This window comes from Neobacillus sp. Fa239 (assembly GCF_055395235.1).
The window spans coordinates 2,048,147-2,061,806 of record NZ_AP041611.1; the positions used below are offsets into that span (position 1 = coordinate 2,048,147).

The window sequence follows — 13,660 nt, forward strand, 5'->3', positions numbered from 1 at the left end:
TGTAAAAATATTAATGGTAGTAAATTCTACCATTTTTTAGTTTGATAGGAAGGAAATCACATTTGAGACAAGTGTGATTGTACTGCGGTGGGAACATGAATAACTCTTTAGCATCTTGGAGCAAGGAAAAAAAGCATTTATTTTTAGCGGCTATTTTGCTTGCCATCTATGTTGCACCATTATTTATTTTAGGTGAAAACTCCCATATTCGTGTTCACGATAATCTGGATTCGAATGTTTCTTGGTATAAAGTATTGAAAAACAGCGGGGAATTATTTGGCTCAAATAATGCGATTATCCCACAAATCATCAATGGACTTCCGCGTAATGCGTTTGGAACGGAGTTCAGCGGGATTCAGTGGCTTAATAATGTGTTTTCCCCGATGCTGGCTTTTTCGATTGGCCAGTCGATCACAAGGATTTTTGCCTTTATTGGCATGTACCTGTTATTAAAAAAGCATTTTGTAACTTTAGAAGAGGCCTACCCAATCCGTGTATGGGTATCGTTGGCATTCGCGTTAACCCCATTTTGGCCGTCGGGCATGCTGAGTACATTAGGGATGCCGCTGGCGCTTTGGGCATTTATGAATATTCGAGAGGGGAACTATTCGTGGAAGGAATGGCTGACTCTTTTTCTGCTTCCCTTCTATTCCAGCTTTGTGCTAGGCTTCTTTTTCTTTTTAACAGCCATGGGCCTTCTTTGGTTCCGTGATTTACTGGTGAAGAAAAAAGCAAATTGGGTCTTTTTCGTCAGTATCGTTTTCATGACCATTCTTTATTTGGCGATTGAGTACCGTCTGGTCTATTCGCTTGTTTTTCCGGAAGCGCCGACGAACAGGAATGAATTTGATGAATCTACCAATAGCTTATGGACGACAATTAAATTAATTTTTACAAATTATTTTCTCGGTCATACCCATGTCTTGACATTACACTTGTATGTCATTGTCCCGCTATCCTTCCTCGTCATTTTGATTTTGTGGAATCGAAAGAAGGGGTGGGTTGAAAAACGGTATATCCAGCTGTTTCTCTTGAATTTTATCTTATCAGTCTGGTATGCCTTCTGGTTTTATAAAGGCTGGGAGCCATTGAAGCAGCGGTATTCCATATTAAACACTTTTAATTTTTCCCGATTTCATTTCTTACATCCGCTAATTATTTATTTAATGTTTGCCGTTGGAGCCTATCTTCTTTGGCGAATGGGCAAAGGATGGAAAACACTTGTCAAGGTTTGCCTTGTGGCTCAGTTGATCGTGTTATTCGCAGCAAATAATGAAATTATTTATCGAATTGCCGGAACTCCTTCGTTCAAGCAATTTTATGCGGTTGAGCAATTTAAAGAAATTGACCAGTATATCGGGAAACCCAAAGATAGCTATCGGGTGGTAAGCATCGGACTCCATCCGGCAATTGCCCAATATAACGGGTTCTATACTCTGGATACCTATAATAATTTCTATCCATTATCCTATAAACATGAATTTAGAAAGATCATTTCAAAGGAGTTGGACAAGAGTCCATTATTAAAGGATTATTTCGATACATGGGGCGGCAGATGCTATATCTTTGTAGCGGAATTAGGCAAGAAATATGATTTTGAAAAGAATTCCAAGGTGAAAATTCACCATTTGCAACTTAATACGAAGGTATTGAAACAAATGGGCGGGCAGTATATTTTTTCAGCCGTACCGATTTTAAATGCGAAGGAAAATCATTTAGTATTCAAAAAAGCGTTTGACCAAAAGGATTCTGCCTGGAGAATTTACCTTTATGAAGTACAATAATGCAATAAGAGGAGTTTTATGTTATGAATCAGCCAATTCTGACAATCGTAGTCCCTTGCTACAATGAAGAAGAGGTATTTATGGAGACTTCTTCCCAATTATCTTCTGTTCTGGAAGAATTAATGGAAGATGCGCTTATTGCTCGTGAAAGCAAACTATTATTTGTGGATGATGGAAGCAAGGACCGTACGTGGGAACTAATTGAGAGTGAAAGTGAACAAAATCCCTTTGTAAAAGGGGTTAAGCTTGCCCGAAATGTTGGTCATCAAAATGCCCTTATTGCAGGACTTGAAACGGCCTCCAATTATTCGGATTGTGTGATTTCCATCGATGCTGATTTACAGGACGATATTAAAGTCATCCATGAATTTGTTGAGAAATTTTGGGAAGGATACGATATTGTTTATGGTGTAAGGGACAGCCGGGATACGGATACCTATTTTAAACGTACTACTGCTGTGGGATTTTATCGGTTAATGGATAAAATCGGTATAAAACTTGTCCCAAATCATGCCGATTTTCGTTTGATGAGCAAGCGTGCCTTAGAGGAATTGTTCAAATATAAAGAAACGAATTTATTTCTTCGCGGTCTTGTCCCGCTTGTAGGATTTCAATCCACTCATGTTTACTATGACCGGAAAGAACGGTATGCCGGAGAATCGAAATACCCATTAAAGAAAATGCTTGCCTTTGCATTTGATGGTATCACATCGTTTAGTGTCGCTCCGATTCGGTTTGTCAGCTTTATTGGTTTCCTTTCGATGATTATTAGTGTGCTGGCTGGGGCATACGCAATTATTCAAGAAATCTTGGGTCACACTGTGTCCGGATGGGCCTCCATTGTGATTTCCATTTGGTTTGTTGGCGGATTGCAATTGTTAGGAATTGGAATGATTGGCGAATATATTGGTAAAATTTATCAAGAAGTCAAAAGACGCCCAAGATACGCAATTGAGAAAAACCTTTACAATATACAAGAAAAGGAACAGCAACAAAAACAGGCTGTTGCTCATTAGGAGTAAGTATGAGGCATTCATTTGTTCGTTTTATTTTGGTAGGGATTGTGAATACAATTGTTGGATTATCAGCAACGTATGTATTGTTGCATGCCTTTTCCCTTTCCTATTGGATATCAACATTTATTGGAAACTCGATTGGAGCTGTTGTCAGCTTTTTCTTAAATCGAAGCTTTACGTTTAAAAGTGAGCAGGCGGTTTCAAAGAGTGCCTTTCGTTTTGTGTTGGTGATTTTTTCCTGCTACTTTATTTCTTATGATGCAGCCAAAAATTTTGTTGTATGGGTGCTGAACAATCAGCATTTTATTTCCGTTTATTGGCAAACAGACCTTGCCGTTCTCGTCGGAACAGGGCTTTATACTGTATTAAACTATTTGGGGCAGAAGCTGTTTGTTTTTAAAAAGAAAGAAGTACCATTAAAACCGGGGATTGAATGAGGAGGTTCTTGAAAAAGAGCTTCTTTTTTCCATTTTCACTTGTTTATCGATTAAAAAGTATGTTAATTTTTGGATAGACTCACATGAAGGAGATTTGCGATGAATTTAAAGAATAATCTTGTTATTGCCTTTATTATCAGCCTTTTTAGTGTCATAGGTTTTGGAATCATTTCATTGTTGATTAGTGATAAGAAAATTAGTCAATTTGACGACACTATCATATCGGCCATTCAAGGACGGGAAAATCCAGCCTTAACAAGCGTGATGAAGTTCTTTACTTTGATAGGTTCAAGTTTATTTGTTATCATTATCAGTCTTTTAATTATGATTTATCTCTATATGGTGCTGCACCACCGTTTGGAATTAATCCTTTTTATTGCAGCAATTGCCGGGTCAGGTATTTTAAATGAAATTTTAAAACACCTTTTTCACCGGAATCGCCCCCACCTGCATCGTCTCATTGATGTAACGGGCTACAGCTTTCCAAGCGGGCATGCGATGAGTGCCTTTGCGGTATACGGAATATTAGCCTTTTTGCTATGGCGTCATATTTCGAGCAGGCTCGGCAGGGGATTGTTAATCCTCTTCAGTATTGTTATGATTTTAGCTATTGGGGTCAGCAGAATTTATTTAGGGGTTCATTATCCAAGTGATATAATTGGCGGTTATTTTGCCAGTGGCTTCTGGCTCGCTTGTGCCATTTGGGTTTTTCAATATTATAAAGAAAAACGTTATAATAAGAGAATTAATTACTGATGAAGGAGCCCCTGCCTTTTTAAAAAATTGGAGTGATACATATTATTAGATCTAGTATTCCTAATCTGTTTACGCTGTTAAATTTATTTTTTGGTTTTTTGTCTGTCATGTATTCGGCTGTCGGAGATTATAAAAACGCGGCCATCCTTATCTTAATTGGGATGATGCTCGATAGTATGGATGGCCGGGTTGCCAGGATGCTGCGTGTAGAAAGCGAGCTTGGGAAAGAACTGGATTCTCTAGCCGATATTGTTACGTTTGGGGTTGCTCCTGCGATGATGGCCTATTATTCTTATTTTTCTACGTTTGGCGTGCTTGGAATGGCTATTTCCGGACTATTCCCATTATTCGGTGCTTACCGCTTAGCTAGATTCAATATCAACGCCGTGAAATCTTCGTTACATTATTTTACCGGTGTTCCGATTACTGCAGGCGGGGGCTTGCTAACGCTGCTAACCCTTTTTCATGGGAAAATGCCTTCAATCATCCTGCCGATTGCCTTTTTTGTCATTTGTTTTTTAATGGTCAGTACCATTAAAATTCCAAGCTTAAAGGAAGTTCCACTTCCAAAATACGGAATCATAATCACATTATTTTTGGGCTATGCTATTTACATTGTTTTTCGAAAAGAACATCATCGATTTCCATATTTTATCTATGTGGCGATCCCGCTATATGTTGCGTTTATCGGCTACCAGCTGGTAAGGAGTAAGAAGAACAGCCTGAAAAAATAATTCACCTTGCACAGGAAGTTCCTAATCGGAGGATTTTATGTGAATGAATTAATTCATTTATTAAATCAATATGGATATATCATCCTGATCATCTCACTCATGCTTGAGCTGATCATTGTCCCAATCCCAAATGAAGCGTTAATGAGTTATGTAGGTGTCCTTTGTTACCAAGGAAAAATGAATCTTTATCTCTCTATCTTAAGTGCAGGATTTGGTGGGGTTTTAGGAGTTACGATTTCCTATTGGATTGGAAATAAACTAGGTGTGCCATTCTTCCGTAAGTATGGCCGTTATATCCATATGGGCCCGGAAAAACTGGAGAAGATGTCCGTATGGTACGGAAAGTATGGAAAGGTCTTGTTGATTTTTTCTTTTTTTATTCCGGGTGTCAGACATGTTGCCAGCATCATTTCCGGTGTGATAAAACTTCCTTTCCGTTCGTTTATGTTCTTTTCATATATAGGAGTTTTTCTTTGGGTAGGGACCTTTATTTCGTTAGGGAAAGTATTAGGCCCGCAATGGGATAAATACCAGGGAGAAATTAAAAAATGGCTTGTTTTAGCCAGTATCCTATTTGGCATTCTCGCGATCGGTTATTTTGTTTTCCGCTATAATAAAGTATTTATCAAAGAGGCATTCGTCCTCCTTTACGAGTCAGCTTTTAAAAGGTTTAGAAGTTTTCTGAAAATCAAGATCATGATCTTATTCATTTTTATTCTATTTGTTTCCTTCATTATTTTAACGGTTGGAATGACTCAGGATTTAGTGGCCAACGAATATGTGCATTTCAATTTAATTGTCAAAACCATTGTTCTCTCATTGTTTAATGCTCACTGGGTGCCGTTAATGAATGTGGTTCATTATCTTTCTAGTTGGAATTCATTCGCAGTGATGGCCGTTCTTACCATTGTTATCATTTTCTTCAATCGAACGAATGTAAGGCTTGAGCTATTATTTTTCGCAGCAACACTTGTCGGCAGCTATCCTTTTTCAATCGGAATCCACTGGATTTTTCAATTTATGTTGCCTGGAAGAGGGATTAGTGTGGATTTTCCAAATGAGCAAGCCATGCTCCTAATGGCTGTTTATGGATTTTTCTTTGTCATGCTTGTTCGGCATAGAAATAGTTTTCTTTTCACAACCATTATGCTTTTCGTGTTTCTGTTTATTTTGCTATCCTATTTTATTTCAGCCATTTTTGTTTCACACCTGAAACCGAATGATTTATTAGGGGGCTATGTTTTCAGCGCTGTTTGGGTAACAGGGATGACTTTTTCCTTAGAAACATTTCGGTTACTAAATTTACTTAAAAAAAGTGAAAAGGATAATAAATGATTTATAATGGGATAATGAAAGTGTGAATACATAGGAATAGGAGAACAGCTTAATGAAATGCAAAATTAATCGCAATGCCGCAAAGGCTTTAAAAAAAATGTTAGAAACAGAAGGGTCAGAAGGGAAGTTATTTCGTGTATATGTCACCCATATGCACGGGGAACATGCCCATTATGACCTCATGCTGGATACACCAACTGAACATGATGAAATCGTGAAAACGGATAAGGATATCGATTTCATCTTGGATAAACGGGAAGAGTATTTAGATGGGGTTTGGATTCAACTGTTCCATGTCCCTAAAGAGGAATGGGTGATTACCAATCCTGCCAAAGATGGAGACAGTCACCACCACCATCATTAATCTTTTGAAGAAACGCTTGGGCAAAAAGTTCCAAGCGTTTTATTTATGTAAAATCCTTGAAAATGTTCACGATTTTTTCATATAATTCAAGTATTGCTACATAAAGGAGATTATTATGATTCGAAGATTTTATTCTTACTATCTACCGCATAAGAAACTTTTTATTCTCGATTTTAGCAGCGCGGTCATAGTGGCTCTATTAGAATTAGCGTTTCCGCTTGCTGTCCAGTGGTTTATTGACAAATTACTACCAGGCGGGAATTGGAAGGCGATTGTGTCGGTAAGTGCTGCTTTATTGACCCTATATCTGGTAAGCACTTTTCTGCAATTTATAGTGAACTATTGGGGACATAAGCTTGGCATTAATATTGAAACCGATATGCGTCAGGAGCTTTTCGAGCATGTGCAAAAACAGTCATTCCGCTTTTTTGACAATACGAAAACGGGTCATATCATGAGCAGAATTTCCAACGATCTCTTTGATCTCGGTGAACTTGCCCACCATGGACCGGAGGATGCGTTTATCGCCATCATGACGTTTATTGGTGCATTTTGGATTATGCTGACCATCAATGCGAAGCTAGCCCTTGCGACGATTGTCATTATTCCATTTTTAATTTTACTAATTGTCATTTGCAATTTGAAAATGAACAAAGCATGGGATCAAATGTACAGCAATATTGCCGATGTGAACGCGCGGGTCGAAGACAGTGTTTCTGGCGTTCGTGTTGTCCAATCGTTTACAAATGAAGATTATGAGATTGCGAGATTTAAAACGAATAATAAACGATTCCGCAAAGCGAAGCTCGGCGGCTATAAGGTGATGTCGCTCAGTAATTCAGGGATTTATATGATGACCAGGATGATCACGTTGATCGTTTTAGTTTACGGAGCATGGTTAAGCTTCACGAAACAGCTTTCCTACGGGGAATTGGTCAGTTTTGTCTTGTATGTGAATGTTCTCTTTAAGCCGGTTGATAAAATCAGCGCCATTATGGAATTGTATCCAAAAGGGATGGCTGGATTTAAGCGGTTTATTGAGCTGATTGATACCGAACCTGAGATAAAGGATACCGCCAATGCAGTGGAAGTGGCCACATTAAAGGGAAATATTGTTTTTCATGATGTTTCGTTCAGCTATGATTCGAATAAATCAGTCCTTGAGGATATCGATTTGTCGATTCGAGCAGGTGAAACGGTTGCCTTTGTCGGACCTTCCGGAGCGGGGAAAACAACGATTTGTTCTTTAATCCCAAGATTTTATGATGTCGAAGAAGGCAGTATATCCATTGATGGTATCAATATCCGCAATATGACGAAACAATCGTTGCGTTCGAATATTGGAATTGTCCAGCAGGATGTCTTTCTCTTTACGGGAACACTAAGAGAAAATATTGCTTACGGCAAACAGGATGCTACCGATGAAGAAATCTTCGATGCCGCACGCCGGGCCCATTTGGAAAAGTTTATCGCATCACTCCCGGATGGCTATGAGACCCAAATTGGCGAAAGGGGATTAAAGCTCTCTGGCGGTCAAAAACAGCGGATTGCGATCGCCCGCATGTTTTTGAAAAACCCGCCAATTTTGATTTTGGATGAGGCTACTTCCGCGCTGGATACGGAAACGGAATTGGTCATTCAAGAAGCATTAACGGAGCTTGCCGTGAACAGGACCACCTTAATTATTGCCCACCGTCTAGCCACCATTCGAAATGCCGACCGCATTATCGTTGTCACTGAAGACGGAATTGCAGAAGAAGGCAGGCACGATGAACTGATCGAGCAGGGCGGAATTTTCGCCAATCTTCACCGGGTCCAGTTTCAACAATAGCTTGTGATACAAGAAGGAGTCCTAATTTTTTAATGGGGCTCTTTTTTTTGGCCGGGTAGATACTGATATAGAGAGAGGAGTTTGCGTGACCAAAAGCTTGTTTAGACGGCGATATCCGTGATGTAGAAGGAGTCTACGTGACGAAAACCTAGTATAGAAAGCAGAATCGGTCACGTAGAAGGGGTCTACGTGACGAAAAGCTGGTGCAGAAAGCAGAAACGGTCACGTAGAAGGGGTCTACGTGACGAAAAGCTAGTTCAAGAAGCTGGATCGGTCACGTAGAGGGGGTCTACGTGACGAAAAGCTAATACAAGAAGCTGGATCGGTCACGTAGAGGGGGTCTACGTGACGAAAACCTAGTATAGAAAGCAGAATCGGTCACGTAGAAGGGGTCTACGTGACGAAAAGCTGGTGCAGAAAGCAGAAACGGTCACGTAGAAGGGGTCTACGTGACAAAAGCTAGTTCAAGAAGCTGGATCGGTCACGTAGAGGGGGTCTACGTGACGAAAAGCTAATTCAAGAAGCTGGATCGGTCACGTAGAGGGGGTCTACGTGACGAAAAGCTAGTATAGAAAGCAGAATCGGTCACGTAGAAGTGGTCTACGTGACGAAAAGCTAATATAGAAAGCAGGATCGGTCACGTAGAGGGGGTCTACGTGACGAAAAGCTAGTATAGAAAGCAGAATCGGTCACGTAGAAGTGGTCTACGTGACGAAAAGCTAATATAGAAAGCAGAATCGGTCACGTAGAGGGGGTCTACGTGACGAAAAGCTAGTATAGAAAGCAGAAACGGTCACGTAGAAGGGGTCTACGTGACAAAAGCTAGTATAGAAAGCTGGATCGGTCACGTAGAAGGGGTCTACGTGACGAAAAGCTAGTATAGAAAGCAGGATCGGTCACGTAGAGAAGGGGTCTACGTGACGAAAAGCTAATATAGAAAGCAGAATCGGTCACGTAGAAGGGGTCTACGTGACGAAAAGCTGGTGCAGAAAGCAGAAACGTTCACGTAGAAGGGGTCTACGTGACGAAAAGCTAGTTCAAGAAGCTGGATCGGTCACGTAGAGGGGGTCTACGTGACGAAAAGCTGGAGCAGAAATAAGAATCGGTCACGAAGGAGGAACCTACGTGACCAAGAAAAGGTAATTAATGAATCTCAGGTCACTTAGGAACAGTAACCGTGATCGAAAACAGCTAATGAACCACATAAAATAACAAAAGTTACTCGTAATAATACCACCTGCCATAACTCATTACTTTAAAGTTTTTCTTTAATATACACCTAATCACCTTTTTACTCACCACACCTCGACACCATTCATAAATCAAGAATGTTGTCATTTTCATACCTGGGAAAAGCAATTTTAATTCTTCCACACTTCTTAATACAGCCGATTCAATCCCTTCTTCCGCGCCACAATTTCTACATACCAGCTTTCTTCCTCCTGTATAAAGCATAAAGGAGTAGCAAGTTGCGCATAATGTGCCTTTTTTCAACTGGAGGTATTTATATTCAGGGAGGATCGTATATCGCGATTTGGTTTTATGGTCTGATATTAATTGGTTTGCAAGATTCAAATCACGGTCAGTTAAATTTGACTTCTTCATGTTTAAGTTTTTCATCAATCGATTTAGCTGGTTTGAGAATATAAACGGCTTGTCGAGTGGGGCTTGGTATAAGGTAAACTCGGGGTTAACAAATGCCACTTGGCCTTCAACTTTAAGATTATATCCATGGTGTCGAAGGTATTGACGGAGAAGGGATTCAGTTCGTTGCAATTGGATATAAGGATTCTTTATTTCGTCGCCGGATTTGTTAGTAAATTTGTCGGGATGAAAACAATAATCGCCTTCATTATTTTTTATTTCGAAAAAATTTAGGGTATTTTGGATAATAATGGAGGAGTCAATTTGAAATTCAGAGTTGTTATGCTCGAGCAATAAGTCGTTTAAAATATAACAATTACATTGAAGCTTTTCAGTCAATTTGTCAAACTGCACTTCCCCTTCATAACCTTTTTCACGGTAATAAAAGTAGTTTTTTTCTTTTTCTACTAAATTCATTCGTGCATTTAACGATCTCATAATAGTTAAATCAGATGGGACTGGACGTGGCCTTATAACCATTTTTCACAACCTTTCTTTTTACTTAGCACTAATTCAATTTTATATAAAAGGCAGATCAAAATGTTTGAATTTTATGTTAACTTTTAACATGACTATAAAAATATTATGTAAACTAAAAATAAATCTCATTTTTTGATTAAGAATAATAAAAAATGATAATCTAATACGGTAAACAAAGAAGGGAGTACGGAACATACAATGGATCATTTTATACCTGAAATTAAATTAATTGCCTTAGATATGGACGGAACATTATTGAATGATAAAGGAGAGGTCTCAGAGGAAAACCGCCAAGCAATCAAAGAAGTAAAGGAGCAAGGAGTTTATGTGGTTTTAAGTACCGGCCGCTCTTTACGGACATGTGGCGAGCATGCGGATTCATTAGAGCTGACCTCCTATTTAGTTACCGTGAACGGCAGTGAAATTTGGGATGATAAGCGCGAGCTGGTAGAAAGAAACCTTGTAAAATCAGAACTCATCCAATGGATGTGGGACCTTTCTCAAAAACATAAAACCAAATTCTGGGCAATCAGTACCGAAAGTAACTGGTTTAATGAAATGCCCGAGGATATTCATGGACTTGAATGGCTGAAATTCGGATTCGACATAAAAGATGATGCGATTAGAGAAATCATTTTAAAAGAACTCCAATCAAAAGGCGAATTTGAACTCAGCAATTCAACTCTAAGAAACATAGAAGTGAATCCGCTTGGAATCAATAAAGCCAAAGGTCTGAAGCTTGTTTGTGAGCGGCTTGGAATTGAAATGGAAAATGTCATGGCCTGCGGTGACAGCCTTAATGATATGGCGATGATAAAGGAAGCAGGACTGGGTGTCGCGATGGGCAATGCCCAAGAAATAGTGAAAGAAGCAGCGGATTGGGTAACAGCTGAAAATAATGATAATGGCGTGGCAAAAGCAATTCGAAAATGGGTATTAAAAAATGTTTAAAAATATTTTTTCTGGGGAAAGATAATCAAGCAAGAATAAATTGCAATTTCATGTAATTGTTACATGCTAGGAGGCTACAAAAGAAATGGAACATGGTAAAGTAAAATGGTTTAACAGTGAAAAAGGCTTTGGATTTATTGAGCGTGAAGGCGGAGAAGATGTATTCGTTCACTTTTCGGCGATCCAGGGCGAAGGGTATAAAACATTAGATGAAGGCCAAGAGGTAACCTTTGAAATTGAAAATGGCCAACGTGGACCACAAGCAGTAAATGTCCAAAAATCATAAATATACCTAAAAATAAACCGACTCCAAAATTTGGAGTCGGTTTTTATTTAATGAGATAAAATGCTGAAAAAAGAGGCTGCCTCATAACAAAGGGTCAGACCCTTTTGAGACAGCCTCTCTGCTCTATAACAGAAAAGTAAAATGGTACTACTAGTATGGTGTATTTTAGTAAAAATTAAACACCCATTTTTCTGCGGGAATTGCTCACTTTTTTCGTCTGTTGGCTTTTTAGTTTCTTGGTTGATTGCTGATTAAAGTTGGAGTTTCCTGCTGCAGCTTGTTTTTTCTTGTTTTCGAGTTGCTGCTTCATGGCTTCCTGCAGGCTGATTTTCTTTTTCGCTTCTTCAGGCTGGTTTGATTCTGTCATCTGATTTTCCTCCTAGTTCTATAGTATCTACTATCATATATCGAATTCAGAGACAGAGTCAAAAAGATTTTGATCATTTAACTATTTTTTAAAAAGGTTTTCGCAAATTCTATATAAGAATCCTTCTCAAATGTTTGGTAGATGTTACTGGCCATTTTTACGGGATCGCCGAAAAAATAGCGTTCATAGAGTGACTGCCTTGTACCAAATGCACTCATACTAATATCCCACGCAAGCCGAAATAATCTGACCCGTTCATATCCGCTCACATTTGCACCTTGAAGGTATTGGTCAAGGTCCTCCTTAATTTCAGATTCAAAATCTTCTTCACCAGGGATTGTGACAAGGCCGCTTGCTCCGATGAGCTGAAGGATTTCACAAAGACGAGGGTATAATCGGCTATAGATCAGACAAGCTGCCCTCAAGTAATGAAAGTCTGGTGCCATCGTACCCCATTTATCGATCTCAGCATTGTTTTCAGAAGCTAAAAGCAAGGATTTTAATGTTTGCAGTCCGATAATGATTTCGCTGATTTTTTCTTGAATATGCAGGTATTCTCCTACATTGATGGCATTCACAAGCATTTGGGCGACACCCAAAATAAACTCTGTTTTCACAATTCTTCTGGCGGTGACCTGGTGGGCTGTTATAGGATAAAAACTGCTCTCAGCAAAAATTTTATAAGCGGCTTCCGGATTTTGATAGCAGAAAACTCGTTCCCACGGAACCAGCACATCATCAAAAACAACGACAGTATCGATTTCATCGAAGCGGGAGCCAAGCGGATGGTCAAATTCAGAATCCTTGTAGCTGAAAGATTCTCTGCAAATAAATCTTAACCCTTTTGTATTGCTTGGAATCGAAAACGCATAAGCAAAGTCTTTATTCATGGCAGCTGCCTGGGTAGGGAACACGAGAATTTCATCGGTAATGCCCCCCTGTGTTGCCAAAAGGCGGGCACCTTTTACGATGATGCCTTCCTCATTTGACTTAATTGTCTGTGCTGAAATAATTTTTGGTGTATCTTCAGAATAGTATTGGGAACGGTTCACTTGGGGGTTAATGAATGTATGGGTAAAGGATAGGTCAGATTCGCGTGCAAATTCATATAAATTCCTCATATTTTGATCAAAGCAATTATTTTTCACTGCAAAAATATCAGCCCCTGACGCAAAGGCCGTTACAGCAGTATTCATATAATCAGGTGAGCGACCCATCATTCCTGCACTCGTTTTGGCCCATTCCTGTATCATGATTCTTCGTAAAACAAGGTCTTCCTTCGTTTTCGGCATAAGAAAAGAGAGCCCAACGGAATCGCCAGTTGTCGGGGATTTGAACGTCATATGATTCGATTCAAGCTGAGTATCATATAATTTAGCCTGACTCTTTATGACGCCAGCAAATGCGGGATGTTCAGAAATATTTCCTTCGACCTGTTTACCGCCAATCCAAATCTCTGCTTTAAGCCTGTTTACTCTATTAATATATTCCTGTCCAGAAATTGCAGGCATGATTTTCACCGTCTTTTTTTCGTTTACTACAGTTTTATGCTTAGAGCATTTTATGGTTTGTACCATTGTCCATATCCGAGGTGGACAAAATTTTGTTGGTTGAGGAATAATGTCCATATTTTTTAATATTTTTAAAGAGCAGGCCCAAATTGATTAGTTATTTA

The 13,660-nt window shown here is 39.3% G+C and carries 13 protein-coding genes; 10 read left to right on the forward strand and 3 right to left on the reverse strand.

Features of this window, described 5'->3' with window-relative positions; all coding sequences use genetic code 11:
- The first annotated feature begins 95 nt into the window (after positions 1 to 95).
- From ACZ5XR_RS09740 to ACZ5XR_RS09775, 8 genes are all read left to right on the forward strand, one after another.
- Positions 96 to 1,784, forward strand: coding sequence for a DUF6044 family protein (locus ACZ5XR_RS09740; RefSeq protein ID WP_464501456.1), 1,689 nt, complete (start codon positions 96 to 98; stop codon positions 1,782 to 1,784).
- A 23-nt stretch (positions 1,785 to 1,807) separates the two neighbouring features.
- Positions 1,808 to 2,800 carry a glycosyltransferase family 2 protein gene (locus tag ACZ5XR_RS09745; RefSeq protein ID WP_464501457.1) on the forward strand — a complete coding sequence of 331 codons (993 nt, stop codon included), beginning with the start codon at positions 1,808 to 1,810 and terminating at the stop codon, positions 2,798 to 2,800.
- An 8-nt stretch (positions 2,801 to 2,808) separates the two neighbouring features.
- Positions 2,809 to 3,237, forward strand: coding sequence for a GtrA family protein (locus ACZ5XR_RS09750; protein WP_464501458.1), 429 nt, complete (start codon positions 2,809 to 2,811; stop codon positions 3,235 to 3,237).
- 99 nt (positions 3,238 to 3,336) lie between these two features.
- Positions 3,337 to 3,993 (forward strand): phosphatase PAP2 family protein, encoded by a 657-nt coding sequence (locus ACZ5XR_RS09755; RefSeq protein ID WP_464501459.1) that lies wholly within the window; start codon positions 3,337 to 3,339, stop codon positions 3,991 to 3,993.
- Between the two features lie 32 nt (positions 3,994 to 4,025).
- Entirely contained in the window at positions 4,026 to 4,727 is a 702-nt protein-coding gene (pssA, locus tag ACZ5XR_RS09760; RefSeq protein ID WP_464501460.1) for a CDP-diacylglycerol--serine O-phosphatidyltransferase, read from the forward strand.
- Positions 4,728 to 4,766: 39 nt separating this feature from the next.
- Positions 4,767 to 6,062, forward strand: coding sequence for a VTT domain-containing protein (locus ACZ5XR_RS09765; protein ID WP_464501461.1), 1,296 nt, complete (start codon positions 4,767 to 4,769; stop codon positions 6,060 to 6,062).
- Positions 6,063 to 6,114: 52 nt separating this feature from the next.
- The gene (locus ACZ5XR_RS09770; protein WP_464501462.1) at positions 6,115 to 6,426 is read left to right on the forward strand and encodes an iron-sulfur cluster assembly accessory protein; all 312 of its coding nucleotides are present in this window, start codon (positions 6,115 to 6,117) and stop codon (positions 6,424 to 6,426) included.
- A gap of 115 nt (positions 6,427 to 6,541) precedes the next feature.
- Complete coding sequence (locus ACZ5XR_RS09775; protein ID WP_464501463.1) at positions 6,542 to 8,257, forward strand: ABC transporter ATP-binding protein; 1,716 nt, start codon at positions 6,542 to 6,544, stop codon at positions 8,255 to 8,257.
- 1,218 nt (positions 8,258 to 9,475) lie between these two features.
- Here the strand turns inward: ACZ5XR_RS09775 and ACZ5XR_RS09780 are convergent.
- A complete protein-coding gene (locus ACZ5XR_RS09780) occupies positions 9,476 to 10,381 on the reverse strand; it encodes a nuclease-related domain-containing protein (RefSeq protein WP_464501464.1) in 906 nt (301 codons plus the stop codon).
- 198 nt (positions 10,382 to 10,579) lie between these two features.
- On the opposite strand from ACZ5XR_RS09780, the gene ACZ5XR_RS09785 reads away from it, so the two are divergent.
- Together ACZ5XR_RS09785 and ACZ5XR_RS09790 are read left to right on the forward strand one after the other, a co-directional pair.
- Positions 10,580 to 11,332, forward strand: coding sequence for a Cof-type HAD-IIB family hydrolase (locus tag ACZ5XR_RS09785; RefSeq protein ID WP_464501465.1), 753 nt, complete (start codon positions 10,580 to 10,582; stop codon positions 11,330 to 11,332).
- Between the two features lie 85 nt (positions 11,333 to 11,417).
- Positions 11,418 to 11,618 (forward strand): cold-shock protein, encoded by a 201-nt coding sequence (locus ACZ5XR_RS09790; RefSeq protein WP_464501466.1) that lies wholly within the window; start codon positions 11,418 to 11,420, stop codon positions 11,616 to 11,618.
- A 175-nt stretch (positions 11,619 to 11,793) separates the two neighbouring features.
- On the opposite strand, the gene ACZ5XR_RS09795 is transcribed toward ACZ5XR_RS09790, so the two are convergent.
- Both ACZ5XR_RS09795 and hpaB read right to left on the reverse strand, forming a co-directional pair.
- A complete protein-coding gene (locus ACZ5XR_RS09795; RefSeq protein WP_464501467.1) occupies positions 11,794 to 11,985 on the reverse strand; it encodes a hypothetical protein in 192 nt (63 codons plus the stop codon).
- Between the two features lie 77 nt (positions 11,986 to 12,062).
- Positions 12,063 to 13,496 (reverse strand): 4-hydroxyphenylacetate 3-monooxygenase, oxygenase component, encoded by a 1,434-nt coding sequence (hpaB, locus tag ACZ5XR_RS09800; RefSeq protein ID WP_464501468.1) that lies wholly within the window; start codon positions 13,494 to 13,496, stop codon positions 12,063 to 12,065.
- Positions 13,497 to 13,660 lie beyond the last annotated feature (164 nt).

Coding starts and splice junctions, on each gene's coding strand:
- ACZ5XR_RS09785 (WP_464501465.1), top strand. CDS start 10,580: ATGGATCATTTTATACCTGAAATTAAATTAATTGCCTTAGATATGGAC.
- hpaB (WP_464501468.1), bottom strand. CDS start 13,496: ATGCCTGCAATTTCTGGACAGGAATATATTAATAGAGTAAACAGGCTT.
- ACZ5XR_RS09775 (WP_464501463.1), top strand. CDS start 6,542: ATGATTCGAAGATTTTATTCTTACTATCTACCGCATAAGAAACTTTTT.
- ACZ5XR_RS09790 (WP_464501466.1), top strand. CDS start 11,418: ATGGAACATGGTAAAGTAAAATGGTTTAACAGTGAAAAAGGCTTTGGA.
- ACZ5XR_RS09750 (WP_464501458.1), top strand. CDS start 2,809: ATGAGGCATTCATTTGTTCGTTTTATTTTGGTAGGGATTGTGAATACA.
- ACZ5XR_RS09740 (WP_464501456.1), top strand. CDS start 96: ATGAATAACTCTTTAGCATCTTGGAGCAAGGAAAAAAAGCATTTATTT.
- ACZ5XR_RS09745 (WP_464501457.1), top strand. CDS start 1,808: ATGAATCAGCCAATTCTGACAATCGTAGTCCCTTGCTACAATGAAGAA.
- ACZ5XR_RS09755 (WP_464501459.1), top strand. CDS start 3,337: ATGAATTTAAAGAATAATCTTGTTATTGCCTTTATTATCAGCCTTTTT.
- ACZ5XR_RS09770 (WP_464501462.1), top strand. CDS start 6,115: ATGAAATGCAAAATTAATCGCAATGCCGCAAAGGCTTTAAAAAAAATG.
- ACZ5XR_RS09795 (WP_464501467.1), bottom strand. CDS start 11,985: ATGACAGAATCAAACCAGCCTGAAGAAGCGAAAAAGAAAATCAGCCTG.
- ACZ5XR_RS09780 (WP_464501464.1), bottom strand. CDS start 10,381: ATGGTTATAAGGCCACGTCCAGTCCCATCTGATTTAACTATTATGAGA.